At 41.2% G+C, this 26671-nt stretch carries 24 protein-coding genes; 9 read left to right on the plus strand and 15 right to left on the minus strand.

The window, feature by feature from the left end; all coding sequences use genetic code 11:
* Nucleotides 1-18: 18 nt before the first annotated feature.
* Nucleotides 19-1365 carry an NADP-specific glutamate dehydrogenase gene (gene gdhA / locus ACT3QP_RS03525; RefSeq protein WP_192518861.1) on the minus strand — a complete coding sequence of 449 codons (1347 nt, stop codon included), beginning with the start codon at nucleotides 1363-1365 and terminating at the stop codon, nucleotides 19-21.
* Nucleotides 1366-2031: 666 nt separating this feature from the next.
* Here gdhA and ACT3QP_RS03530 point away from each other — a divergent pair.
* The 6 genes from ACT3QP_RS03530 to ACT3QP_RS03555 all read left to right on the plus strand — a co-directional run bounded on the left by ACT3QP_RS03530 (nucleotide 2032) and on the right by ACT3QP_RS03555 (nucleotide 6341).
* Entirely contained in the window at nucleotides 2032-2394 is a 363-nt protein-coding gene (locus tag ACT3QP_RS03530) for a roadblock/LC7 domain-containing protein (RefSeq protein ID WP_192518862.1), read from the plus strand.
* A gap of 237 nt (nucleotides 2395-2631) precedes the next feature.
* A complete protein-coding gene (locus ACT3QP_RS03535) occupies nucleotides 2632-3126 on the plus strand; it encodes a PAS domain-containing protein (protein ID WP_192992261.1) in 495 nt (164 codons plus the stop codon).
* 3 nt (nucleotides 3127-3129) lie between these two features.
* Nucleotides 3130-3879: a PhnD/SsuA/transferrin family substrate-binding protein gene (locus ACT3QP_RS03540; RefSeq protein WP_192518864.1), complete on the plus strand. Its 750-nt coding sequence runs from the start codon at nucleotides 3130-3132 to the stop codon at nucleotides 3877-3879.
* Nucleotides 3880-4003: 124 nt separating this feature from the next.
* Nucleotides 4004-4627: a hypothetical protein gene (locus ACT3QP_RS03545; RefSeq protein ID WP_192518865.1), complete on the plus strand. Its 624-nt coding sequence runs from the start codon at nucleotides 4004-4006 to the stop codon at nucleotides 4625-4627.
* 41 nt (nucleotides 4628-4668) lie between these two features.
* Nucleotides 4669-5283 carry a hypothetical protein gene (locus ACT3QP_RS03550; RefSeq protein WP_192518866.1) on the plus strand — a complete coding sequence of 205 codons (615 nt, stop codon included), beginning with the start codon at nucleotides 4669-4671 and terminating at the stop codon, nucleotides 5281-5283.
* Between the two features lie 362 nt (nucleotides 5284-5645).
* Entirely contained in the window at nucleotides 5646-6341 is a 696-nt protein-coding gene (locus tag ACT3QP_RS03555; protein WP_192518867.1) for a haloacid dehalogenase type II, read from the plus strand.
* Between the two features lie 43 nt (nucleotides 6342-6384).
* Here ACT3QP_RS03555 and ACT3QP_RS03560 read toward each other — a convergent pair whose 3' ends face one another.
* Nucleotides 6385-6933, minus strand: a complete 549-nt coding sequence (locus tag ACT3QP_RS03560; RefSeq protein ID WP_192518868.1) for a GNAT family N-acetyltransferase — start codon at nucleotides 6931-6933, stop codon at nucleotides 6385-6387.
* Nucleotides 6934-7180: 247 nt separating this feature from the next.
* Nucleotides 7181-8305, minus strand: a complete 1125-nt coding sequence (locus ACT3QP_RS03565; RefSeq protein WP_225739114.1) for an S-(hydroxymethyl)glutathione dehydrogenase/class III alcohol dehydrogenase — start codon at nucleotides 8303-8305, stop codon at nucleotides 7181-7183.
* Between the two features lie 150 nt (nucleotides 8306-8455).
* Here ACT3QP_RS03565 and ACT3QP_RS03570 point away from each other — a divergent pair, with 150 nt between their 5' ends.
* On the plus strand, nucleotides 8456-9358 hold the full coding sequence (locus ACT3QP_RS03570; protein ID WP_192518869.1) for a LysR family transcriptional regulator: 903 nt from the start codon (nucleotides 8456-8458) through the stop codon (nucleotides 9356-9358).
* A gap of 238 nt (nucleotides 9359-9596) precedes the next feature.
* On the plus strand, nucleotides 9597-10109 hold the full coding sequence (locus tag ACT3QP_RS03575; RefSeq protein WP_192518870.1) for a DUF302 domain-containing protein: 513 nt from the start codon (nucleotides 9597-9599) through the stop codon (nucleotides 10107-10109).
* Nucleotides 10110-10196: 87 nt separating this feature from the next.
* Here ACT3QP_RS03575 and ACT3QP_RS03580 read toward each other — a convergent pair whose 3' ends face one another.
* From ACT3QP_RS03580 to epmB, 9 genes are all read right to left on the minus strand, one after another.
* Nucleotides 10197-10484, minus strand: coding sequence for a DUF4031 domain-containing protein (locus ACT3QP_RS03580; protein WP_192518871.1), 288 nt, complete (start codon nucleotides 10482-10484; stop codon nucleotides 10197-10199).
* Between the two features lie 44 nt (nucleotides 10485-10528).
* Nucleotides 10529-10948 (minus strand): PACE efflux transporter, encoded by a 420-nt coding sequence (locus tag ACT3QP_RS03585; RefSeq protein ID WP_442062058.1) that lies wholly within the window; start codon nucleotides 10946-10948, stop codon nucleotides 10529-10531.
* A gap of 99 nt (nucleotides 10949-11047) precedes the next feature.
* A complete protein-coding gene (locus ACT3QP_RS03590) occupies nucleotides 11048-13321 on the minus strand; it encodes a transglutaminase family protein (RefSeq protein WP_444524477.1) in 2274 nt (757 codons plus the stop codon).
* The gene (locus ACT3QP_RS03595; RefSeq protein WP_444524478.1) at nucleotides 13318-14331 is read right to left on the minus strand and encodes a hypothetical protein; all 1014 of its coding nucleotides are present in this window, start codon (nucleotides 14329-14331) and stop codon (nucleotides 13318-13320) included. Before ACT3QP_RS03595 ends, ACT3QP_RS03590 begins: the two co-directional genes overlap by 4 nt.
* A 76-nt stretch (nucleotides 14332-14407) precedes the next feature.
* Entirely contained in the window at nucleotides 14408-15367 is a 960-nt protein-coding gene (locus ACT3QP_RS03600; protein ID WP_444524479.1) for an AAA family ATPase, read from the minus strand.
* A 61-nt stretch (nucleotides 15368-15428) separates the two neighbouring features.
* Complete coding sequence (locus tag ACT3QP_RS03605; RefSeq protein ID WP_444524480.1) at nucleotides 15429-15890, minus strand: c-type cytochrome; 462 nt, start codon at nucleotides 15888-15890, stop codon at nucleotides 15429-15431.
* Between the two features lie 142 nt (nucleotides 15891-16032).
* Nucleotides 16033-18120 carry an EAL domain-containing protein gene (locus tag ACT3QP_RS03610; RefSeq protein WP_444524481.1) on the minus strand — a complete coding sequence of 696 codons (2088 nt, stop codon included), beginning with the start codon at nucleotides 18118-18120 and terminating at the stop codon, nucleotides 16033-16035.
* 356 nt (nucleotides 18121-18476) lie between these two features.
* Nucleotides 18477-20252, minus strand: a complete 1776-nt coding sequence (locus tag ACT3QP_RS03615) for a hypothetical protein (protein ID WP_444524482.1) — start codon at nucleotides 20250-20252, stop codon at nucleotides 18477-18479.
* A gap of 526 nt (nucleotides 20253-20778) precedes the next feature.
* A complete protein-coding gene (epmB, locus tag ACT3QP_RS03620) occupies nucleotides 20779-21786 on the minus strand; it encodes an EF-P beta-lysylation protein EpmB (protein WP_444524483.1) in 1008 nt (335 codons plus the stop codon).
* A gap of 167 nt (nucleotides 21787-21953) precedes the next feature.
* On the opposite strand from epmB, the gene efp reads away from it, so the two are divergent.
* On the plus strand, nucleotides 21954-22526 hold the full coding sequence (efp, locus tag ACT3QP_RS03625) for an elongation factor P (RefSeq protein ID WP_444524484.1): 573 nt from the start codon (nucleotides 21954-21956) through the stop codon (nucleotides 22524-22526).
* 181 nt (nucleotides 22527-22707) lie between these two features.
* Here the strand turns inward: efp and ACT3QP_RS03630 are convergent, their stop codons facing one another.
* The 3 genes from ACT3QP_RS03630 to ACT3QP_RS03640 form a co-directional block, all read right to left on the minus strand.
* Nucleotides 22708-24528, minus strand: coding sequence for an ATP-binding protein (locus tag ACT3QP_RS03630; protein WP_444524485.1), 1821 nt, complete (start codon nucleotides 24526-24528; stop codon nucleotides 22708-22710).
* Nucleotides 24529-24549: 21 nt separating this feature from the next.
* Nucleotides 24550-25422 (minus strand): tRNA threonylcarbamoyladenosine dehydratase, encoded by an 873-nt coding sequence (locus tag ACT3QP_RS03635; RefSeq protein WP_444524486.1) that lies wholly within the window; start codon nucleotides 25420-25422, stop codon nucleotides 24550-24552.
* Between the two features lie 113 nt (nucleotides 25423-25535).
* Nucleotides 25536-26465 (minus strand): TatD family hydrolase, encoded by a 930-nt coding sequence (locus ACT3QP_RS03640; RefSeq protein ID WP_444524487.1) that lies wholly within the window; start codon nucleotides 26463-26465, stop codon nucleotides 25536-25538.
* Between the last annotated feature and the right edge of the window lie 206 nt (nucleotides 26466-26671).

A 26671-nucleotide genomic window follows, 5' to 3' on the forward strand; every position in this document is an offset into this window, starting at 1 on the left:
GCAATAGACTAGAGAGTCTTAGTTTAAGATACCAAAAGCCACCAATGCATCAGCCACACGTTTAAAGCCAACCATATTAGCACCCGCCATATAGTCGATATAGCCATTGTCAGTTTGACCATATTGCTCTGAGGCATTAGCCGCACTATTATGAATATCTTTCATAATACCTTTTAAACGCTCATCGACTTGCTCAAAGGTTTGATATTGACGGACGGAGTTTTGCGACATCTCAAGCGCAGACACAGCGACACCACCAGCATTTGCGGCTTTACCAGGCGCATAATGGACGCGATGCAAGCGAATATAATCAATCGCTTCCGCAGTTAGCGGCATATTGGCACCTTCAACTACATACGTTACACCATTTTCAACCAATCGCTTAGCATCTTCTGCACTCACTTCGTTTTGAGTGGCACATGGCAACGCAATATCAGCCTCAAACTGCCATGGTTTTTGTTTGGCAAGCCATTCGCCACCATAGACATCGACATACTCTGCTAATGGTTTGTTTTGATATTTTTGTTTTTTGAGCCAATTAATTTTCTCTTGATTAAGACCTTGTTCATCGTACAAAGTCCCTTGTGAGTCAGATACCGTGATAGCTATACCGCCAAGCGCATTCACTTTTTCAGCGGCGTGGAGTGAGACATTTCCAGCGCCTGAGATAAGTACTTTTTTGCCTTTGATGTTATCACCTTGGGCGATAAGCATGTTTTCTAAGAAATAAACGGCACCGTAGCCAGTCGCTTCTGTGCGCATCAAACTGCCACCGAATCCCACGCCTTTACCAGTAAGAACACCAGTCGACTCACGTGTCAAATTTTTGTACATCGCAAACATATAGCTGACTTCTCGACCACCAACACCGATATCACCAGCAGGCACATCCATATCTTTACTTACATAGTGATATAACTCACGCATAAAGGCATAGCAAAAACGACGGATTTCACTATCCGTTTTACCTTTAGGATCAAAATCAGAGCCACCTTTACCACCGCCAATCGGCAAGCCCGTTAAAGCGTTTTTAAAAATTTGCTCAAAACCTAAAAACTTCAGTACTGACTGATTAACCGTAGGGTGAAATCTAAGACCGCCTTTGTATGGTCCTAACGCATTACAGAACTGAACACGCCAACCACGATTGACTTGCACGTTGCCTTTATCATCTTCCCAGTTAATCCGAAAGCCAAATACCCGATCAGGCTCCACCAAACGCTCAAATACTTTCAAAGTATTGTATTCAGGATGAGCATCATATAAAGGCTGAATCGTAATGGCCACCTCTTTTACTGCCTGAATGAACTCTGGCTGATGCGCATAACGTGCTTCGACTTTTTTGATGGCCTGACTGATACTCATATATTTCTTCCTTAGGATCAAATGGTGATTGTACTTATTTACATCAACATCACGTCATATAAAGGCTGACGAGGAAATTTTTAACGCTGATATAAAACTGAAATCGCTTCTATACAAGGTTATGTATAGAAGCAAGGGGGATTAAAAACTGATTATGTATGTGACTACATTACACATATAGAGATAAAAACTATTTTTATTCCATAATTATATATCATTTTTTAGGTACATAAGTCTAGTAAATATCATCATCATGAAAGTTTATGATCAATAGCTAAGGCATATCCTTAATTCAATCAATAGTCGCTTAAAGCGTTTAAAAATGATTCAGCTTTATCATTGATTTTCAAATAAGAACACACCCTACAAGTATCTTAACGCAACTAAAGACAGTAACATTTTACTGGCATGCTAGGCACTTGTATTAGCTTTTACCAAAAAAATAAACACTTGTTTTTATTTGTATATAAATTTAAGATAAAAGGTCGATAAAATATAACAAACGGTAAAAAAATATGGAAAAATGGCTTTTTTTCCGTTGCAGTATATATCAATGTTAACAACAAGGGTTTATAATCACCCGTCTATACAACATATAGTTATGTCTTTTTCAACATTATCAATAGCTATTCTATCAATCCCACAATCTATCATAGAGAAAGCGATATGCGTACAGACTCATTCCAGCAAATTTTGGAAGACCTAAACAGTTCATCAACGGATGTTGAAGCATCTGCCTTAATTTCTAACGATGGTCTTATGATTGCCTCAGCACTACCAACAGGCATTGACGAAGACCGTGTTGGTGCAATGTCAGCAGCTTTGCTGTCATTGGGCGATCGTGCAGGCCGTGAGTTGGCGCGTGGTAGTATCGATCGTATTATGATTCAAGGCGAGCAAGGCTACGTTATTATGACATCATCGGGAGATGAGGCGGTACTGACGATTATGGCAAAACCAAATGCGAAACTTGGTTTGATATTCTTAGACATCAAGCGTGCATCAGAAGCCCTTGCAAAACTTATCTAATGAGCGATTTTAGAGGTTTGTTAAACGAGAAACCTTACTTTAAATCAAAACTGAGTGACTGTCTCATAAAAACTATTTAAGATAATACACACTATTTTATAAGATCAGTGCTTAAATAAGTGTTAGGGTCAATAATAAGCTAAAACTCTATTCACTATAAATAACATTCTCGACAAGTTCCACATAAAGCTGGCTTTTTAATCATTATGAATACAACGATCCATAAAGGAGATTACTATGGGTTCTCCAATCCCTGATGCACATAAGCCTGATATGCCTGCTAAGCAGATTACTATAACTTACCATGATGGCACCTCACGCACTGTCTATGACACGGGTATTGAACGCCCTTATCCTGATGGCAAGCTGATTGTATCGCGTACTGATTTGAACGGTATACTGACACATACCAATGATGCTTTTGTTGAAATTAGCGGTTACACTATTGATGAACTAATCGGTCAACAACATTACATTTTGCGCCATCCTGATATGCCAAAAGCTGCTTATAAAGACTTGTGGAGTACTGCAGTCTCTGGACAAAAGTGGCATGGCTATGTCAAAAACTTGTGCAAAGATGGTAGTCATTACTGGGTCTATGCTACTGTCGTGCCGAATGTTCGTCACGGCAAAACAGTAGGCTATACATCAGTACGACGCAAACCATCACGCAGCAAGATAGAAGCAGCGATAGCGTTGTATGCTGAAATGAAAAAAAATGAGGAAGATTGAGTCATGACGACACATAATATGTTAATCGCCCCAGATTTTTCGCCTGAGCGTTTCGCAGGCTGGCACATGTTCAATACGTTGATTCAAAAACGTGCTAACTTAAATATGCACTTGAACATTCCATCCTCACATGATGAGCAAGAGCAAGTCATTACTGCTGGTAACATTCAAATCATTTATGCCAACCCTTTTGATGCAGCAACATTGATTCGTGAGCAAGGCTACCGTGCAGTCGCCCGCCCTATCGGAAAATCTGATGAGATGGTCATTGCCGCTGCAGCAAAGAGCGATATCAACTGCTTAGAAGACATAAAAACTGGCGCTACTGTAGCAATGGCCGATAACCGTGATGTTAAACTAGTTGGCCTACGCTTATTAGAAGCCATTGATATAGAAGAAGCTGATCTGACTTGGGATATCACTGAAACTTATCAAGCAGCAGCTCGAAAAGTCATTAAAGGCGAGGCCCAGGCTGCCTTTTTTTTAGCAGAGATATTTCATAGCTTTTCTCGTCTGACCAAAACTCAACTATCAGTACTTATCGAAAGTGATTTGGCTGATATCAGTCATGTACTGCTTATTAAAGAGGATTTCCCTGACACCGAAATCTTTATGAATGCCATTCTCAATCTGCATAATGACGACGATGGTAAAGAAGCATTAGCAGAACTGGGTATGCCTCATGGATTTGAAGCGATGGATGAGGAAGATGCTGAATTTATGATAGATTTAATGCAGACCTTGCTTGACTAGTTTTTCATTGAGATATTGACATATTGCATCGTTTTGCTTGCTTAGGTCATAGCCTATTGCACCTTAATGGTCGCTATATAATATGAGCCATACAATAGCGACTATGACTTACAAGGACACTATTATGTCTGATTTAGATCTTATCAAAGAAAATGAGATGGAAGCTCGGCGAGTATTTCGTTTATACTCACGTAAAGTATTTTTGGCACCCAACAATCGTCATTTTCACGAACAACGTATCAATGCTGCGCTATTATTGAACGAAAAAGAGCCTTTACAAGGTGCCGTTGCAGACTTTTTTTATGGCTGTTGGTATGATATCCCTTATGATGTAAACAACTTGTTTATTCGTGTCAAAGGTCGGCTTTACCCTCATATTGAGCAAGGGTTCCGCGAATGTATCAATAAGAAAAGATACATTCAACGCAATAGTATGCTCGCAACCCGTTGGAGCGTGTTGGTTTCGCCTTCTCTCAATGAACAAAAGCGACGACTACGTATCAGTAGCGATGATGCCAAAGAAATATCTAAGGACATCACAACTGAACTGATGCAAGCACGTGATGATGAAGACTGGGGTACAATTGAGCAGATCGAAAACGAATTTTTTGCTCACTGTATCGCACGCAATGATCGGCTTGCCTTCTCTTTAGTATGGTTTCGCTTAGGCAAAAGCGACTGGCAGTTTGATGAACGTTGGAATAACTGTCAACAAAACCTTGATCAAACCCAAAACATTAAAACTTAATTTATTGCCTATTTATAACCTTTATTATAACGGTAGCTGCTATGTCTTCTTATTTAAATGCTGATAAAACGTATCTGACTTTAACTCCAGCCGGTATTTTTGAGGCATTTTCTCAAAGTGAACCCACTGATAAGCAGTTATCATTACAAGACTTACTGTCTTATGCACAGACACTGCTCGCAGCCGAATGGCTAGAACGCTACTCTGATGAATGGTTGCAAAACTTTATCGAGCAAGGTTGGATTGAAAAACTGTCCTTGCTTTTACCAGCACCTAATCTACCACTAGATCAGTTCTTACCCTACGTGGTTGCTAGCTTGTCAGGGAAACGCCGTGCCGCCATCGGCTCTGATGAAGGATTCTGTTTGGCACGCATTGGCTACAGCCAAGAAGAAGCCGATATGTTGAGTGTCGCAGCGGCTGACTTTTCAGGATTTATACTACGTCAAAAACAACGTGGTTGGGCAGTAGAAAGCCAAGCCATCTCGTTTTTTCAGCAGGTTGATATGTTGATTCCTGAGACCAGTTTTGTGTTTTTATGGATTGATGGTTCAGGCTACGTACTCATCATCGATGGCGAGCCTCTGACCAACAGCCGTGCTTTTGTAGAACTGGTATGGGCGTTAAAAACTTCAGGATTAAGATTTCTTAGCTAAAATTTCTTAGCTAGAGCATTAAACCATCTAACATCATACATGCAACTGGCCCTAGGGTCTGTTGTTACCGTAGACTACTCTATCAATCTGCTACAACGTCACTTTTGCCTGATACTTAACATACTCTAATGTTTCAATTATCAACGTTAATGCCCTGCGAATTAACAATTCATACCTCTTACTTCGTCATACTGTCTTCTATCAATATTCTGTTTTGGGATATTATCCAATACTTTCGCTTAACTGGTCAGCATGCTTTATTAGGTTTGTTGGCTCTCTATGACTTATGAAATTTATGGTTTATAAAATTTATGGCTTATGAAACAGTCATAACCTGCTAGCTCTCAACAACAGGAGTCTATATGTCCGTTAACTCAACCCACCCAATTATTGTATTTGATGTCAATGAAACCTTGCTAGATATTGAGACCTTAACCCCTTTATTCACTCGCTTATTCGATGACAAGCTCATGCTAAGAGAGTGGTTCGCTCAACTGGTACTCTACTCTCAAACCATGACGCTATCAGGGCTGTATGCACCTTTTGGTGAGCTAGGTGTTGGCGCCTTACAGATGACTGCTGATATCCATAAAATCACGCTGACAGATGACGATATCACAGAACTCAAAACACTCATGGGAAAAATGCCGGCCCATCCCGATGTCATACCTGCATTGACCAAGCTACGTGATGCAGGGTTTCGACTGGCGACATTGACCAATTCAGCAAGTAGCACCTCTCCTTCACCACTCGAAAAAGCCGGTATCAGTCAGTTCTTTGAGCAGCAATTCAGCGTAGAAACTGTCGGAAAATTCAAACCCGCACCTGAGACTTATCAAATGGTCGCCAAGGAAATGTCTGTTGAGACGTCAGATTTATGCCTCGTAGCTTCTCATCTTTGGGATACGATAGGCGCTCAAGCGGCTGGTTGCCAAGGTGCATTTCTAAAACGCCCTCATAACGCTATGTTACCTGCGTCCAATGTACCGACACCGAATTTTATGGCCTCAGATCTTGTCACGCTTGCTAAGAAAATCATACTCGATGCTAAAAACTAGAGGCTGTTAAACAAGAAAGCTATTACCGTCAATAATTAAAATTTTACCGCCACTGCTCCTGAGTAATTTTATATAGCACATGCTCAGCAAGTGGATGGTTAGACTCAAGCATTGGATGATAAAAGTTTTCTTGCGTATCAGTCATGCCAATGCGCTGCATGATTAATTGCGAGTGCTTGTTAATAACAGCCGTAAACGCGACGACCTCATCAAGCATTAACGTTTCAAATGCAAACGTTAATGAAGCTCTTGCGGCCTCCGTTGCATAACCTTTTCCCCAATAATCTTTGTGTAGTCGCCAAGCCATCTCTACAGCAGGTGCAAAAGGCATATCAACATGTGCTTCATTTAAGCCAACCATACCGATAAAGGCATTCGTCTCTTTTAGGCTCACGGCCCAAAATCCCCAGCCTTTATCTTCAATAAGCTTTGAACATTTATTGGCTATGGCATCGCTCAATTTTGGTGACAGTGGCTTGGGAAAATACTTCATGACGTCAAGATCAGCATTCATTTCAGCAAAGACAGGTAAATCACTCGCCTGCCACTGTCTAAGATAGAGACGTTCCGTTTCTATTGTCTGAGGTTTCATACTGTTTGACCTTTTGCTTTATGCTTTATGCTTTATGCTTTATGCTTTATGCTTTAGCCTAAAAAAATACCGCTTCCATCTTAGAAGTGGTATTTTTATCATTACTATAGGCGATTTAATATTAAAAAATACAGCGATACGGATTATATTTTGCGTAGCCTCTGTCTGCGTAGGCACAGCAAGCAAGAAAAATATAACCGATATCGCGTGGTTGTATTTGTATTTTTTATTTAGGGCTGACTATCGTTTAAAAATGGATAACGGTACGAATGCTCTCGCCCTTATGCATTAAGTCAAAAGACTCATTAATGTCTTCCAATGGCATGGTATGGGTGATGAACTCTTGTAATGGGATCTCACCTGCCAGATAACGTTCAACGTAGCCTGGTAATTCTGAACGACCTTTTACCCCGCCAAATGCTGAGCCACGCCAGACGCGCCCAGTCACAAGTTGAAACGGACGGGTAGAGATTTCTTGCCCTGCACCTGCGACACCGATGACGACCGACTCGCCCCAGCCTTTATGGCAGCACTCAAGTGCTGAACGCATGATATCGACATTACCGATACATTCAAATGAATAATCCACACCGCCATCGGTTAATTCCACGATGACTTCCTGAATGGGCTTGTCGTAATCTTTCGGATTGATGCAGTCAGTCGCACCTAATTTTTTGGCCAATTCAAACTTGCTCTCATTAATATCAATTGCAATGATACGACTGGCTTTTGCCATCGCAGCACCGATGACTGCCGATAGACCAATGCCGCCGAGACCAAAGATAGCAACGGTCGCACCCTCTTCGACTTTTGCGGTATTCATGACCGCACCCATACCCGTGGTGACACCACAACCCAGCAAACAAACTTCCTCTAACGGTGCTTCTTTATTGACCTTGGCCAAAGAAATTTCTGGCAAAACCGTATATTCAGAGAAGGTTGAGCAGCCCATATAATGATAGATTGGCTTACCATCTTTATAAAAACGCGTGGTGCCATCTGGCATTAGGCCTTTACCTTGGGTTTCACGTACCGCCGAGCACAAGTTGGTTTTGCCCGACGTACACATTTTGCAGACTTTACATTCCGCTGTATATAAAGGAATCACATGGTCACCAACTTGCACGCTAGTCACGCCCTCACCGATCTGCTCAACGATACCGCCACCTTCATGACCTAAAATCGCTGGGAATACGCCTTCTGGGTCTTCACCAGAGAGCGTAAACGCATCGGTATGACAAACACCACTTGCTACGATTTTTACCAATACTTCGCCTTTCTTTGGCAGCATCACATCTACTTCTTCGATAGATAGTGGTTCATTTGGCCCCCAAGCGATGGCGGCTTTAGATTTGATAAATTGATCTGACATAGCTGTCTCTCTTTTTAGTTCGTTATTAGGCATAGCCTGTTGGGGCCAATATCTGAAACATTTCGAAGCGGATACTTCTCATTATAGTTATTTCTAGCATGATAACAATATGCTATATTTGCAAATAACTTTTACATATTGGTAATAATCATGCGTTGGGATGGGGTCAGTGAGTTTGTTTATGTTGCAGAATACGAGAGCTTCACGCGCGCCGCCAAAGAACTAGGTATCTCAACCGCACAAGTCAGCCGACAAATCAGTGCATTAGAGAAACGGCTTAATATTAAACTGCTATATCGTACAACACGAAAAGTCTCACTCACAGAAGAAGGACGTGTTTTCTATCAACACTGCCGTGGTGTATTAGACGGCTTAGATGCTGCTGAACAGGCGGTCAGTCGCTTTCAATCAACGCCACAAGGTCGAATTAAACTAACGGCACCTATGACGTATGGCGAGCAGCAATTATTACCGCTGATCAATGATTTTATGGTGCAGTATAGTAATATCGAAGTAACAGCGTTTTTGAGTAATCAAATGATTGACTTGATTGATGGTGGTTACGATTTAGCGATTCGCATCGGTAAATTAAGCGACTCAACGATGATGGCAAAGAAGCTCAGCCATCGCACTAACTTTGTCTGTGCCGCGCCTTCTTATCTCGATACATATGGCACGCCTCACTCTCTGAATGATTTGAGTCATCATAACTGCTTACTGGGTACTCGTGATTATTGGTACTTTAGAGATGCCGACCAAATAGATAGCGATCAAAAAACCAATAACAGTGTCAAAGAAAAAAACTTGCGTGTCTCTGGAAACATCCAATATAACAATGGGCATAGCCTAGTCGATGCCGCTTTGAAAGGTTTGGGTGTCGTCCAGCTGCCTGACTATTACGTGCAAAAGTATTTAGAATCAGGGGAGCTGATAAGCTTATTGGATGACTATCGAGAGCCAGAAGAAAGTATTTGGGCTATTTATCCGCACAATCGTCATTTATCACCAAAGATTAGGTTGCTGGTAGACTATCTGGCAGAACGTTTGGCTTAAGAGTCCGTTAACGCACTTTGTCATGATGCTTTTTATTGTGTGCGTTGTTATGCGTGTTGTTATGTTCGTTGTTGTACTCGCTATTATTTGAGTTGCTATGCAAGGCTGATTACGGATAAGCTAATTACGGATAAGCTAATTACGGATAGGTTGATTACACACAAGGTTATGATGCACAATGAATGTTCGATGTTGCCAACTATTACGGATAACCAATCACCATAAAAAAGGATGACTCATGATTAAAATCGTCTCTATCGCTGCTTTGGCTTTGGCCATGACGGCTTGTGCCAGTGTTGAAAACGTTCTAAATGCACCCACCTCTTCGCTAAAAACCACGACAACGGCTATCAATGCTGAAAAAGGCTTGGTAACCATGCAAAGCAATCATTCCGTGCAAGATACTGCCGATAAGCTGGTCTCAGTTATCGAAAGCAAAGGCATGAAAGTATTTGCGCGCGTCGATCATCAGAAAAATGCACAAGGTGTCGATTTAACCTTACGACCAACCCAGGTCATTATGTTTGGCAACCCTAAAGCCGGTACGCCCTTGATGAACTGTGAGCAGACTGTCGCCATTGATTTACCACAAAAAATCCTCATCAGCGAGGATGCTGATCAAAAAGTATGGCTGTCTTATAACAATCCTGAATATCTCAAAACCCGCCATAATATCGAAGGCTGTGATACCGTCATTGATAATATCTCAAAAGCATTAAATGCGGTCAGCACAGCAGCGGTTGCTAAGTAATACTACACTCAAAAAACACGACCTAAAAAAACAGAAAAGGTGGGTTAGCCAAAACATAACCCACCTTTTTATTTGTTTATGCATTTATTACAAACAATCGGACTGTGCTATTTGTGTATGTAATTCTACTTTTAGCTTCTTTGCACACTCGATAATTTTTCTTCGATCGGCAGGAATTGCACCATACTCAATCGCTGTTTCTCGCATCTGCACAGTGACATCATAATGCGGATAACTGGCGTTACGATGAAACAGGCGCGCATCTAATTCAATCAATGCTGCAAAATCATGCAATTCTTGTAATGTATCAGCTAATAGATGACACCACTTATAGCCTTTAAATTCTATTTGCATAAAATCCACATATATCGCCATCTCAGTTACCTGTCTTATTTATCGTATTGCTTTAGATTGAAGCATCAATCAGCTTCAACAATAGGAAACACTCTGTCGTAAACCCAATTAAAGACAAAAGCATATACCAAATAAAATGTCGCCATAGCGATATCCATTTTAAAAGCATCCCACAAACTGATATCCAAGTACCAAGCAATCGCAGGTAAAAACAGCACCAGCAAACCACCTTCAAACAGTGCAGCGTGTAATATTCGTATAGGAACTGTCTTTTTTACCTCACCACGTAGTTTAAGCAGGGCATTATCAAATAAGATATTATAAAAATAATTCCACACCGTTGCGACAATAGAGCCTGCCAATGCTATTACACCCATTGAATGCAGTTCAAAGCCAAATACCCAACTTGCTAGCGGTGCAAAAATCAATAGACCGATGATTTCAAACCCTAAGGCATGGCGAATACGGTCTTTAGTGCTACGCATGGTTTATTCCAAATTTATCTATCATTTGTCCGCTCACTATCGCTAATAACTGTCGCTAACAAGTGCTGCTAGTTAATAAGTACTGCTGGCTAAATGGACTTATAATAAATCGTGTACATTTTTTTTCAGCTGCTTAAGTGCTTTCTGGTATCCATTGTCATTGATTTCAACGGTACTTAAACGTCCATAGCGTAGCTGACGATAATCTTGTCTGATTTGCGTGATTTTTTCTTGAATAACGTCAGGATGATCACTGTCCGTTAATGTACTAGCATTACTTGTCTTAGCTTCATTATTGACATTTGTATCATTGCGACTATCAATAGCACTGGCTAAGCGCTCAAGCCATGCTAGCTGTCCCTCGCTATCGGTACGAGCTAATGATTTATCTTGCTTAGCTATACGCTGTGACAGCTGCACAAGTGGCAAATCTGCTGGATGCCAGTGTTTGCGGCGTCGATACCAGATGACAAATATCAAAACAGCCATGACCGTAATAGCACTCGCCGCTAACCAGATAACTTGTTGCATGATAGATTTGATATTGAACCATTTAAGCAATGAGTCAGCTTGCTTATCCTTATCATAGCCAACGACATCTTTTTGCCAATAATAACTGGCTTGATCTGAGAAACGACGTAAGGTTTGTAGCATTTGATACTGTTGATAGTTAAACTGCGCACCTGCACCATCACCAAACATTGCTGCGCCTTGAGACTGTGTTAGCGCATCCATACCTTGCTCCACACGCTCAGGAGCGACAAAGGCAGTGGGATCAACACGTACCCAGCCTTGACCTTCTAGCCAAACCTCAGTCCACGCATGCGCATCCTTCTGCCGCACTTCCCAAACATCACCGCCACGACTTAGCTCGCCACCTTGATAGCCTGCCACGACTCGTGCTGGTACGCCAGCTGCGCGCATCATAAAGGTAAAGCTTGAAGCGTAATGCTCACAAAACCCTGCCTTGCTATTAAACAAAAACTCATCAATACGGTTATCATTTAACCGTGGCGGCGATAGTGTATAACGAAAGTCCGTTCGATTGATCCAGCGCTCAATAGCCGCCATATAACGCACAGGATCAGAGCCTGACTGCGCAAAAAGCTGCTTAGCCAATGCTCGTGTTTGTGGATTACCCTCACTTGGCAATGCTAGATTTCGACGCCTTGAGTTATCACTGAGTATAGGGTCTATACGCATCGACGAGAACTGTAATACGTTATAGCGCAATTGCTGCGTAATAGGTTGGTTATTTAATAACGTGAAATTTGAGGTAGTACTAATATTTGGTTGATTGGTAAACGGATAATCAAGTCCAAATAACCAGTTTTGTTGGGTAGGTTCTAAGATAACTTGATAAATGCTCGGTGCTACTTGCTCGGCTTCAGGAACGGTAGCAAATACGTTTTCAATCCAAGTGGGTCTTTGCGATACCGATTGCCACTGTCGCTGCTGGGAGCTAGGACGCCAAGTCACCCCATCAAAGTCACTAAATACCAAACCGCGCCAATAGAGCTGCTGCTGTGGTGGGCGGTCATTTTTAAACTCTACCCGAAATGCCAGCTCAGTTGATTGTCCCAAATTAGCAAAATCACCAGGTGACATACTGTCGGAGACACCCGTGGTTGCTTGCTGACCTGAGAGCTGAACGGACCATAGCGGCGGTAAACGTGGAAAAAACAAAAACAACACCACCAATAACGGTAGCGCACCAACACCCAGCACACCCAAAGTACGCAGACGACCATCACCACGAGCATTGCCATCATCGTTTAATGCAATGAACGCGAGCAACACGATAGTCGCACCAATCACAACTTCTAAAGTCGTAAACAGTCCTTGATCCATCAAAAACAATGCCGCCAGTACAAACAATGATAGGTTTAATACCACATAAGCATCACGGCGCTTGTACAACTCCCAAAGCTTACTGATGAGACACAGCACTAAAAATGCCACACCCATATCTAACCCAAATGCCGTATTATAAGTCAGCCACAAGCCGGCCAGACCTAATAAAAAACCAAGCATTTGCATGCCTTGATAAACACGCTTCAAATGCGCTATCTTTTTAAATCTCGCTTTCACACGTGGTAGCTGAGCGGCAATACTCACCACTGCAAAACCTATTAACCATAAAGGCAGGTGTGCAGCGTGCGGTAGAATGACAACCACTTGAGCAATGATGACCCAATAATACGCTGGTAGCGCAAATAATTTGCGGTACCATTTATTATCACGGTTCAGTACACTATTATTAGTAGTGGCGTTATGACCTTGTGCCAACTGCTCAAAGCTCGCAGAATTTACGGCCTCTACTGTAGAGGTACTAGCAGATTGGTTTTCAGAAAAAACGGGAGAGTGATTCATGGCGCTTTCGCCAGCCTTAGCAAGCAAGCTTGCGCAAATACATCACCTTCACCCATCATTGCAGTAGACGGCATATCATTTGGTAAGCGCATATTAAATGGCACGCCAAGCTGGCCTAGTGTGACCGCGCCATACGCCAATTGCGCCAGCTTTTGCTCATGCTGAGCCGCAGGCATATCAGCATAATCTAGCGTTTGCTCATGACCGACAGGATCGGCAAAATGCTTGGTAAGCATACCCTGACCTCGTGCCACATGTCTCCAAGATACGCGTGCCAACGACTCACCTTCTACATAATTATCGAGTCGCTCAAAGTCATCTTGACCTTGCCGATACTGTCCACCTATCGGTAAATCCTCTACACTCGCGACAGCATACTGTGCTTGCCAGTCGAAAGCTTCTGGCTTTGGATACACCCAAGCTGTACGGGAAAAATATACATAAGACCATGCCTGCATGATACCTAAAGGATAAACCGTTTTTATTTTTAGACGTGGTAATTCAAGCTGACCACGAGCATTGGTTTGAACAGGAAGCCGAATGATTTGCTCGCCTTTCAGTCTGGTAACCAGTACAGCATGCTGACCATCTGCACGATTCTTCTTTTGGTTGTCAAGCGACTCAAAATCAAATAACAACTGTCGTCTTGGTTGGCGGCTCTCACTATGTAATTGTAAAGTCACCCATGCAAGATCGCCTGCCTCTACCATTGCTACCTCTAAGAGTTGCAGCTTAAGACCTGAAATATGGGCAAACGTTACATGAAAGCTGATAAGCCATACGCTAATCAGATAAAAACACAACCCTAACACCAAGTTATTGCCATAATTAATACCAGCGATAAAGGTGATGACTAACAATACTAAAAACAGCATGCCTTCACGGCTAAAGAAGATGTATACGTTGCGCAAATTCAGAGTAGCACTGTCGCTTTTAGGTGCGCGTGATGCAAACCAGCGACTTAATGCTAAAGTAATTGGTACGGTTAAGGCTTTTGGCAAAAGACTCATGACTACCCTATCCTTACCGTTGATTGATAAGCTGACTAATAACTGTTTTGAAGCGTTCTACTATTAAATAATATGTTTAAATGACGACAGACACTGATGCTAAGATTCGTTGTGCAATGGTTTGTGGTGAGCTCCCGCCTGTCACATGAGCAGGTATAAAGCGCTGACCGAGTCGGTGGTCCGTCACAGCAGCAAATACGGCTTGAATGTCTTCAGGCGTGATCTCCATATGCCCTGACACATAGGCATGAGCCTGTGCCGCACGTTGTAGCGACAGCACGCCACGCGGTGACAAACCATGATACTCTTGGCTTGCCCGAGTTTTTGCGACCAGTCTTTGTAGATAGTCCAAAACTACATCTGCGACATAAACTTGCCTAACGCCTTGCTGAGCAAGCAAAACAGTATCAGTATCAAGCACCGCGTCTAAATCTTTCAATAGCTCACGACGATCCTGACCTTTTAGTAGTTCACGCTCTGCCGCAGGTGACGGATAACCTAGCGATAAGCATAATAAGAATCTATCAAGCTGCGATTCAGGCAACGGATAGACACCCGCTTGCTGCAATGGATTTTGAGTCGCAATTACAAAAAATGGCTGAGGCAGGTGATAAGTCTGCCCATCTTGACTGACCTGTCTTTCCTCCATAGCTTCTAGTAACGCGCTTTGCGTCTTAGGACTAGAGCGATTGATTTCATCAGCGAGCAATAGCTGAGTAAAGATAGGCCCTTGGCGAAACTCAAATTGCTGCTTGCTTTGATCATAGATACTCATTCCCAAAATATCTGCAGGCAGCATATCATTGGTAAACTGTACGCGACTAAAACTCAGCCCTAACAACTGCGCCAAGCCTTGTGCCAAAGTCGTCTTACCCATGCCTGGTAAATCTTGCAATAGTATGTGTCCACCTGCCAATATACCACTGAGTGCCAGCTTGACCACCTGCGGTTTGTCTAGCAAAATTTGATTCAACTGTGCCATTAACTGTGCAATTTTTTTCTGATTGTAGCGATAGTCCGTCGTTGCATGCGTCATAGGAGGTCATTGGCTCTTTTTTATGGCAATAGTAGTTATAGCTTAGTTATAACATCAAAGATTACTTTTTATCGTCATCCACTGCTGGTAACGGCGCACGAAGTGTTGATAAATAAGCAATCACATCAGCGCGTTCTTTAGCATCTGGCATTGGATTAGATAGCATCTTTGAACCTGTCATGGCTTTTTCAGCATCGGCAATATAAGGGTCGAGTGTCTCAGCATTCCAGACCCAACCTGACTGTTTTAATCCCTCGCTATAAGTATAATCTTTTAACGTGGCGGCTGGCGCACCATAGACATTCATCAACTGCGGACCTTTTTTGTTGAGTCCAGCATTGAGCCGATGGCATTGCCCACAGGCCTCCTGATAGATGATAGCACCATTGTCCGCATCACCTGCGGTATATAAAGGTAACGTCACAGGAGCGCGGTGGTCAGGTGGAGGAGTCTGCTTACAGGCACTGAGCGATAAAATAGCGGCAATAAGGCCACCTATTTGATATTTACTAATAATAGACATGTTTGGTAATCTTTGGTTAGAGAATATCAGGCGTATATAAACAATATAAATAAATACTAGCAAAAAGACAGCATTATTTGTCAGCTTACACACCAACAAATAATGCTTAAATGACAAATACCACAAAAGACATTATGGCATATTAAGTCGCAACATTTATCGTACTACTAGGCGCTTCTAAGTAATAACCTTGTAGATAGCGGGCACCCACACTCCAAGCAACAGACATCGTTGCAGCATCTTCAATATAAGGCATCAGCACATCAACATTGACTTCATTGGTTCGTCTAATAAGTGACTTAACCATGTCTAAGTTATCTGATGAGTCAATATCCTCTACATAGCTACGCGGCAAACGTGCAAGATCTGGCTGCACAAAACTGGCAATTTCTATAGATTTGGCAGAAGAGCCGAAATTATTAATACCTATCTGACAACTGATCTTACTAAGCGCTGCAAACTGAGTCTTCGCGATGGTCAAATGATCTGAGATATCTTTTTCATTAAACTGTAAGGTAAGCACCCCTGCTGCACCGCCCACTGCTTTTATCAGTTGGCTAGCAACACTAGCTAGTTTTTTATCAATCAATGACGCGCTTGTTAACTGTACCAACAGCCTAGCTTCAGGGTGCATTTTACGTACATCATTTATTTTTTTACAGGCATTAATCAGCACCCAGCGATCTATCTTCTCGAGCAAATTATGCGTTTTGGCAACTGCCATGAATTGATCAGGAGTCAACACCGTATTCTCAGCATCGGCCAATGGTAAGCATAGATAGACCTCAAAGAAATCACTGCGATCATTGTTAATATCATATATTGGCTGAAACGATAGCTCAAAACGATTATTGGCGATGGCATCAACTAATGACTCAGCCAATGCGTTATCATCACTATTGGCATGTTCGCTTGGATCGTATAAATGATAAGTGTCGCCATGATTAGATGTTTCAATCATAATCTGGTTGATGGCATCCATAGCACGCTCGAGCAATATATTTGGCTCTGCCGTATTTTTGTCAATTTTGACAATGCCGATACTGACTGTCGTACTAGTAGTACGTTTCTCCACTTCAATAAGCATACTACTGATGTGCGAACCAATATGCTCAGCCAGTTCTTTAAGCTCTGAGCTGGTCTTGTCTTCTACAAGGATAGTAAATGCGGTATCACTGAAACGGCTCACATGTCCATCTGATACCAACTCATCTAATGCATACGCCACCTGCTTGACAGTAGCATCTATGCCTTGCAAACCTAGACTGCTTCTAATTTTACCGATATTATCGAGCTGAACGTATAATAGACCTGCCGTCAACAAGTCTTGGCGTGCTTGCTGATACACCGCTTCCATTTTTTCTTCAAAGCCGCGGCGATTGCTAATACCTGTTAGACTATCTTTACATTCAGCCGCAGCCAAACGCTTGGCAATTTCGGCGCTGTTACTGTGATCTTGTTGGATGATAACCTGAGTCACTGGCTCACCCTCTAAGGTTGCAGCAGCCAGCTGTAACTTTGCTTCAAAAGTACTACCATCTGTTCGTATACTTTCAAACTTAAACTCTACTTCTTGACGATTACCTTTAGCAAACTGACGCAAAAACTGCTTAAACCCTTTGACGTTATCACCACCTGCAATCAGGTCAATAATAGGTACACCGATGACATCATGCATCGAGTCAAAACCAAAAAGCTGAAGGTAAGGGTCGTTGGCAAAAATATGAATGCCTTCATCTATATAGGCAACCGCACTTTTAGAGTTTTTAATCAAGACATTGGCACGTTGCTCAGCTTCAGAGAGTACATGTCGTAATGTTTTGAGCTCACGGCGACTGCGTAAGCTATCGTGCTGCAAACAAATAGACATGACCACTGCCATTTCTTCGTCTACTTTGAGTGCTTTGACCATTGTGCCGCTGATAATATTAGGTAACGCCTCATTCTTACGAATGGGCGATGCCATCTTTTCATCCAACAGGCAAATCATAGGGAGATCAATATCTTGCTCTTGAACGATACCCACGACATCTGTGAAATTCATATCATAGGCATTACCAAATACCAAAACATCCCACGACTGTCGTAGCGACTTTAACAGCTCTTCTTTATCATCTAAAAATCCTAAATTCACATCATCATAATAACTACCTAATAAGTGTACAAGGTGCTCAGCGTATAGCTGATCGTCATCGATAACTAACAAATTCAAGATGGATTGAGTACGCATAATCAGCCTTTAAAACATGATCTTATTTTTATATGTTATTTTCGATATCTTACGCACATTCCAAAAGATCAACCTAGTACAGAGTGTACTATGAAGAATAGACTTAGCGATTTGTATAACACGGGTATACTTTTTAGATCGAAATAACATGCTTATTAACCACAGATATTATATAAACGAGAGTAATAATATTTATCATTATAGACAATAATATAACCGGTTGCAGACTAACTTGCCATCATTGTCTAGCATGACTGACTTCTATGGCTATTGAAGCTCAAGCTCTATTTAAATAATGCCTAACCAAATCTCTATTCATATCACTACTTTTCTATTTTTTTGGCAAAACCCAACAGCTATAGCTGTACGACCTCATACTGACTAAACTCATCTGTAATCAGTAGACGCTTACCCAAACGTAACGAGGTTTGTTTGGCATTGATACGCATGATGACTCTGTCACCTGTTTGAAAGTAAGCTGTTGGCACTATCATAGTCCCGATAGTTTGAAGCTCCTCCTCCCTACCAAGAATAAATGCTGGTACAAAGTGCTGACTGCGTGTTTCTGTGCCTTCTAAACGCAGCCCACAAGCCACAACTTGATTTCCAAGCACTTGCCAATCAACTTCTGGTTTGTCAGTATCCAGATTCAGCCAACGCACTACACCTATTGACCAATCTGGTGATGCAACTGTCTCAGACCGACAGACTAAAAAAAGGCTCATAAGATATAACAAGGGCGGTGCAGTCTTAATAATAACATCGTCAGCCATTACATCATCGTCAGCGACTAATGCATGAAGATTTTCTTCAGTAAGGCTTACTCGAGCACTTTCTTCATCCAAAACATCTACTGTTGAAGGTAATATCAGCGTACGAAATAGTGATGACTGATCGTTAGCATCAAAAATTTCACTGGCCAATATATCACTACTATCCTGTTTTTTACTAACCGTATCATAACGAGGTCGATGCTTTTCTGGTAGCTCATTCATCGCAATTAAGCTTGCAAAAAGATGTGAACCACCTACATGATAATGAATATTATTAAAGCCTGTAACCAAAACAGTTTCTTTTTTTACATTACGTTTCTTCACTAACTTCGGTGGCGACTTTAGATAATGGTAACGCATTGTCATCGCTATATTGTTAAGTAAGTAACTCTCAAGCCCTTCACTGCCTTCTTGAACTAAGACCTGACAGCGTGAACTAAGGTATTCCAGCATCGGCATTAATTCTATAAATAAACAGTGATAGCGATCTTCATATGGATTAATTGCAGAACTGGCAGTCAAATAGGTGGGTGGCTTATCATTTTGTAAATCAACAAATATTCGAGTGTCCGTTTTCGGTTCTATCGTCGCAACAATATACTCAGCCCATTCGGTTAACAGGCGCTGTACTAGCAAGATACTAGGACGACGCATAGCACGTACATTTAATAAACTATGCAAACAAATTTGACAATACAAACGATGTATATTGCTGGCCCGCGAAATATCTATCATCTTACTTAAATCGATACCAACTACATGATGCTGATATGCAAGATAATACAGCTGGTTGATTTTAGCCCATAAATAAGGTGATGGTTTTTGATAGCAAAGCACTTCTGTAAACAGGAGCCTTTGGTACATCAACAATGACTGATAAATGGCGACAGCAAGTGTGGTGGATAGTGTCTTGTCACTGCTAAAATAGCGATGCCAACCATCACTGGTAGTATATTTACGCTGACGGCTTAACAATGAGGTATTATGGCGTATCACTCTGTCATAGACCATGATAATTAGATAATATAGTGACTTTATCTGGTTTACATACCCCACCTGAACACTACTCAGTGCTCCTGTCTCATAAATAAAATGCTGACGCAGTGCCGCAATTAACTGATCTGAGGCACTAATTACAGCAACCATTAATTTAAGACGTTGCTGCTCATCTATATTGGCGACGCGTAATACTGTCAGTATTTTTTCTAATTGCTCGGCTTGCTCTGCCTGTGTTTGCGAAGACAGTCCTGCCAATAGTTTACGTAAATAACCCTCTTGGCCATTTGCCATTTTATTCAGTAGCGGCGGCAATGGCTCTTCAGAAGATAAGTACTCTTGAAACATCGATAAAGTTATCATCATTCTTCCTAGTGGCTTTGAGTAACTTGGCAGGAGGAAAGTATTTAATCAGGTAACGCACAATGATATATAGGCAATCTCATATAAAGGCACTATGGTATCAAGATAATTTATACTAATAAATGAATATACTCTAACACAGTAACGAAACACAATAGACTTACCTATACTGACTAGGCCGTGTCCTCATTTAAACAACGATGATAAACATGAGATAAACTACCGTCAAACGAGAAAACTAGCGCTGATAATATTGGGATATTAACCAGCTATTTGGCGACCTTCAGTCCATTTAAATAACGATTAATTAAATTGAAGATTCGCTTTAAATGATGACTTAACGTCAAGATGTGTCGCCAACAATAGACACTGCCTTACAACAGCTAGTACCTTATAATGCTTATAAAAACATTAATCTTAGCTTCATTTTATATTTTCTCTAAAAAATGACACCAATAAACAGTCCGTACGTACTAACAAACTCATTCTTTGTCCACTAATTTTTAGATACACTATAGTGCCTATATTAATACTCATTGTAAATGTTAATTGGTACCTTAAAAGGTCTATTCGGCAGCTCTCTGACCAATTTTGGCACGAGATAACCTGGTAACACCGCCAATAATGACCAGTAAAGCTGAATTGATGACCGTTCATCGATATCAAAATGTGCGGCACCAGACACTTTATCCAATACGTGTAAATAATAAGGTAGCACACCACATGAAAATAAACACTGGCTTAATTGTGCTTGCACCTCCACACTATCATTAATACCTTTTAATAAAACGGCTTGATTTAATAAGGTAATGCCAGCAGCTCGTGCACGCTGCAAGTGTTCTGCTGTCAGTGTATCTATTTCATTAGCATGATTACAATGAATCACCATCACAATGTTGCAGCGGCTTTGGGATAGTCTTGTCAATAATGCATCATCTAAACGCTCTGGAATGACCAATGGCAAACGAGTATGTATACGAATAGTGGTCAACTGAGGGAGAGACTCAAGCGTATCTAACCATGCAAATAAACGTCTATTTGTCACATTCAGTGGATCGCCACCACTCAAAATAACCTCATTAATCTCAGTATGTACGGTAATATAATCAATGATTTTTTCTTTTGCCTCAGCCGTGGGCATATTTGCACTATAATCAAAATGCTGCCGAAAACAATAACGACAGTGAATGGCACAGGCGCCTGTAATGGTCAACAGCACTCTTGACTGGTATTTATGGAGCATGCCTTTGATAGGGTTTTGTGTATTCTCGCTTAGAGGGTCAGCCACATAACCCGTGACCTTTATTTGCTCCTGCTGATCTGGTAATACTTGTTTTAATAAAGGGTCTTCACTATCACCAATGGTCATTTTTGCTACAAAAGCACGTGGAACTCGTAGCTCAAAATGCTTAGGCACATAGATATTTTCTCGCACTGCTTCAAGCTGTAAGATACTTAATAGCTCATCAATAGAAGTAATGGCCTCGGATAATTGTGTTTTCCAGTTTTTTTGTGTGATTAAATGGTTTATCATGACAGCCTATTACCTGTGCCCAAAATCCGATATTATACGCTCTTAGTACGTAGCCTATCAAAGCATACGACCTATCCTTTAGACACTAAGCGTAATCAGCGATTTTGATACAGCAAGCCCCATATCCCACTATCTCTCATCATATTTACAACCCTTAGGAGTCTCTTGTGGCAAGTTTTTCTACTAATGAATTTAAAGCTGGTCTAAAAGTTATGCTGGATGGCAATCCCTGTGCCATTCTTGAAAATGAATTTGTCAAACCAGGTAAAGGCCAAGCTTTTAACCGTGTGAAGTTGCGCAATCTTCGTAGTGGCAAAGTATTGGAACAAACCTTTAAGTCAGGTGACAGCTTAGAAGCTGCTGATGTAATGGATACTGAAATGAACTATCTATACAACGATGGTGAGTTTTGGCATTTTATGGACCCAGAAAGTTTTGAGCAGATCCAAGCTGACAAAACAGCAATGGGCGATTCAACACAGTGGCTAAAAGAAAACAGCAATGCATTATGTACCATCACTTTATTCAATGGTACCCCTCTGTCAGTAACACCGCCTAACTTTGTTGAGTTGCAAATCACAGAAACAGATCCTGGCGTGCGTGGTGATACTTCTGGTGGTGGCGGCAAACCTGCTAAATTAGAGACTGGTGCGGTTGTACGTGTTCCATTATTTGTACAGCAAGACGAAGTCGTGCGTGTCGATACCCGCACTGGTGATTATCAGACTCGCGTTAGCTAATGGTACTAAAAAATAATAGTGCTCAATGTAATTGATAGCCACTATTTATTATTCAATAAAAAAGCTGAACGACTTGATAAGTCGTTCAGCTTTTTTTGTACTGATGACAATGATATACAGCAATCTATGCAAACCTTCTGTACACGGCTACGCTTCATACATAGTTACGCTTCATACATAATCACTCTTCGTCGAGTAACTGCTTTTGTATCAACCAATACTGCACTAATGCATTTAACTGCTCTTGTTTGAAAGGCTTTGTACAATAATCTTGCATACCTATCTTTAGGTATTTTTCGCGCTCACCATCCATTGCATTGGCAGTCAAGGCAATAATAGGCGGCAATGATTTAGGGTCATAGAGCTCATGTAATTTAATAGTAGCCTGCACACCATCTAATATAGGCATATGATGATCCATTAGAATAACATCATAACGTTCAGGAGAACGCGCAAAAATCTCGATTGCTTGCTGCCCATCAGCAACATGTGTAACGATATGACCACTCTTTTTCAAGGCTTTTTTGGCGATAATCGCATTGACGCTATCATCTTCAACCAGCAATATATGACCAGCACGCTCGTGGGTAGACTCAATCACAGTAGCGTCATTTTCATCTTGCCACGCTTCGTATTGGTTCTCATCGACAGCAGGCAAAGGCAACAAAACCCTAAAGGTTGTACCGACACCTACCTCACTATCTACATCAATATAACCACCCATTAAATTCACCAAAGACTTACAAACTGAAAGCCCAAGACCAGTACCACCATAAAGACGATGTGTGAATTTATTTGCTTGATCATAAGCATCAAATATAGCATCTAACGACTCTGCCTTAATACCAACACCCGTATCGGTGATCTCAATACATAACGTCATGACCTGATCACGAGCACATTTGGTGGTTACATCGTGAGTAGTAGTATCATTTGTATTGTTTGTTGTAACATCTTGAAGATGGTAGTTATCTGCACTGTACTTTTCTAAGCCCTTATGCTGACAGTTGAATACATGTTTAACATCAATACTAACTCGCCCGCCTTCACGAGTAAATTTAATCGCATTATTGACGAGATTAGCAATAATCTGTTTGAGGCGCACTGGGTCTCCTTTCACATAAGGAGATAATGACTCGGTATAGTGATAGTCTAAAACCAACCCTCGCTGGCGTGCTCTGACAGCAAAAAGGCTCACCACTTCATTACATAATCCAGATAAGTTGATTGGAATGGCATCAATGGTCATTTTTCCAGATTCAACTTTCGATAAATCTAAAATACCATTGATAATTACCATCAAGTGCTCATTAGAAACTTTGATATTATCCACGTAATCTTGTTGTTCAGTGCTCAGATTGGTTTCACTCAACATCTCCACCATGCCAATGATACCATTCATTGGAGTGCGGATCTCATGACTCATATTCGCCAAAAAGCTCGACTTCATTTCATTAGCATGTTTGGCATCACGCTGTTTATCTTGTAGCTGCAAAGCATCTGCTGTCATCATCGCAAACTGAGACAAGATATTTGCTTTTTGCTCATCAAATTCATAATTTGCCTGGGTATCCATCACACATAAAGAACCTAAGCGGTAGCTTTTATTGTCTTCGTAAATCATAATTGGCGCGCCAGCATAAAAGCGCAAATAAGGATCCTCTGTAACTAACGGGTTTCGGCTAAAACGACTGTCTATCGATAAATCAGGTATCATAAAGACTTCATCAGACAACACTGTATAATTGCAAATAGCCACTTCACGTGTCGTTCTACATATATCGCCAAGTCCTTTCGCAGATTTTAGATACTGTGTATTATCATCCATAAAAGTAATAGCAACGATAGGCACGTCAAAAAACAATTTTACAAGTTCGACCAAACGCTTGAATGCAGGATCATCATTATCATTCAGCACTTGATACTTCTTAAGCTTATGGATGCGCTCTTCTTCATCTGCCGCTACTGGATAGCTAGGTTTAGGTATATTAAATATAGACAAGATGGACTCCATTAAATAAGATCAGACGCTCAGTTTATTGTCCGTCTGTTTTATCAATAATTGTAATGCTTCGCTCACCATCATCATCGCAACCACTGATGTAACTACGACTGCTGAACCGTATCCACCGCAGTGTAGCCCACCTGTTTGACAACTCTTATCTATCCGTGGTGGCTCTGTAGAATAAACACATTTAATACCGAACTTTTCTTTTAAAGCACTATTAATACCTTTTTCATGGCGCAGCTTATTACGTAATTTAGCTAGTAGCGGATCTTGATAACTATCTCGCAAGTCAGTTACCCTAATTTGGCTAGGATCTATCTTGCCACCTGCACCACCTGCACAAACCAGTTTTAGCTTATTGAAACGACAATGTAGAGCAATGGCCAACTTAGCATTCATATCGTCGACACAATCTAAAATAACGATCGGCTTACCTTGAGCAGTAGCCGTCTTTGCTTCATCACGACTTGGTAATAAAGCTGCTACGTTTTCTACCGTCAAAAAATCATCAATCAAATTGAGCGTTACCTTAGGATTGATTTCACGAATACGTGCAGCCATTGCGCCAATTTTACTTTGGCCAAAAGTACTATCTAGTGCAGGCAACTGCCGATTAACATTAGAAGCAACCAATACGTCCAAATCAATCAAGGTGATATTTCCAACTGCCGTTCTAGCTAAGGCTTCTGCTGCCCAAGAGCCAACCCCTCCTACACCAATAACATAAACATGAGCAGCAGCGAAAGTATCAACAACTGACGCACTATAGAGCGTTCGTGTTCCTTGAAAACGACGTTCATACTGATCGTCTTTTTTCGTCACCTCAGCGATGACAGAGTGTTTAATAGTGACTGACTCTGTCAGTTCGAATTCTCGTGTTTCACTCATAACAGATTACATGCTCTTTTAAATTGTGTGAGTCTCTCTTACCTCAGCGATTTATTACCAATCCATGTCCTATCAAAAACTTGGTTAGCAATGGTCGATAACAGGTATTACTATTATAATGGATAAGCCCATGTCGTGCGCAAAGCGTTGCAACTGTTGTTCCATAATTGCTTAGCAAGTCTATCTGGCGACACCTCAAGTAACTCACTTAAGCTCAACAATACCCATGACAGATTGGCAGGAATATTACGGTCATGTGACTGTGTATCAGACCAAATATTATCTGACGTCTGACATATGATGGGCATCATATCTGGGCAATCCGTCTCTATGACCAAGCATTCAATACCGTGACTATCGACAGCTGCTTGAATAGCACGGCGCAGTTTTTTGGCATTTGGGTTGGTAACTTGACCAGTCACGCCCAGTTTGAATCCTAGCTTTATAAAAGCCTTTGCTTCTTGCTCACCACCACTAAAGCTATGTGCAATACCACCTAATTTATGTGCATCATAATCATGTGCTTTCAATATGGACAATGCTTCTGCATGCGCTTTTCGAATATGCAATATCACGGGCAATTGATACAACACTGCCATATCCAATTGCGCCTGAAAAAACTGCACTTGCTTTGCAAAGACACTAGGAACTTTCATCTCAGCAGTGAAAGTATCCAATCCTATTTCACCAATTGCTAGCGGGCACCGATCAGCAATCATTTTTGCCATATTTTTCAAGTGCTCTTCACTATGCTCATTAATATAAAATGGATGCAAACCCACCGCAATATGACTTTCAATATGTGACACTTTTTGGCTATTAGATGTTTTTGTGGTATTCAATAGTCGCTCAGCATCATACATACGCTCAAAATGTTTGTATAAATATCCCACTAAAACCAAATGACGCACGCCTTTTGAATAAGCTTGCTGCACCAGTAATGCTCTATCATTATCGAATACTGGCTCATCAAAATGAGTGTGGGTATCAATAAGAGGATATATATCAGGTAGTTCCTGTATAGGTGTTATCAAAGCAGCCATAAGAGTCTTTAGTATCGTTAAAGTATTTCATTGTTTGTAGCGTTATATAGTCGATCCACTATAAAATGAATACAGCGATACGGATTATATTTTCACAGCCTCTGTCTGCGTAGGCACAGCAAGCAAGAAAAATGTATCTCTGTATCGCGTGGTTGTATTTGTACCTTTTTTATTTAGGATTGACTATAGAAAAAACCAAGTCAATG

This window comes from Psychrobacter sp. AOP7-B1-24, assembly GCF_052376215.1.
Lineage (GTDB): Bacteria > Pseudomonadota > Gammaproteobacteria > Pseudomonadales > Moraxellaceae > Psychrobacter.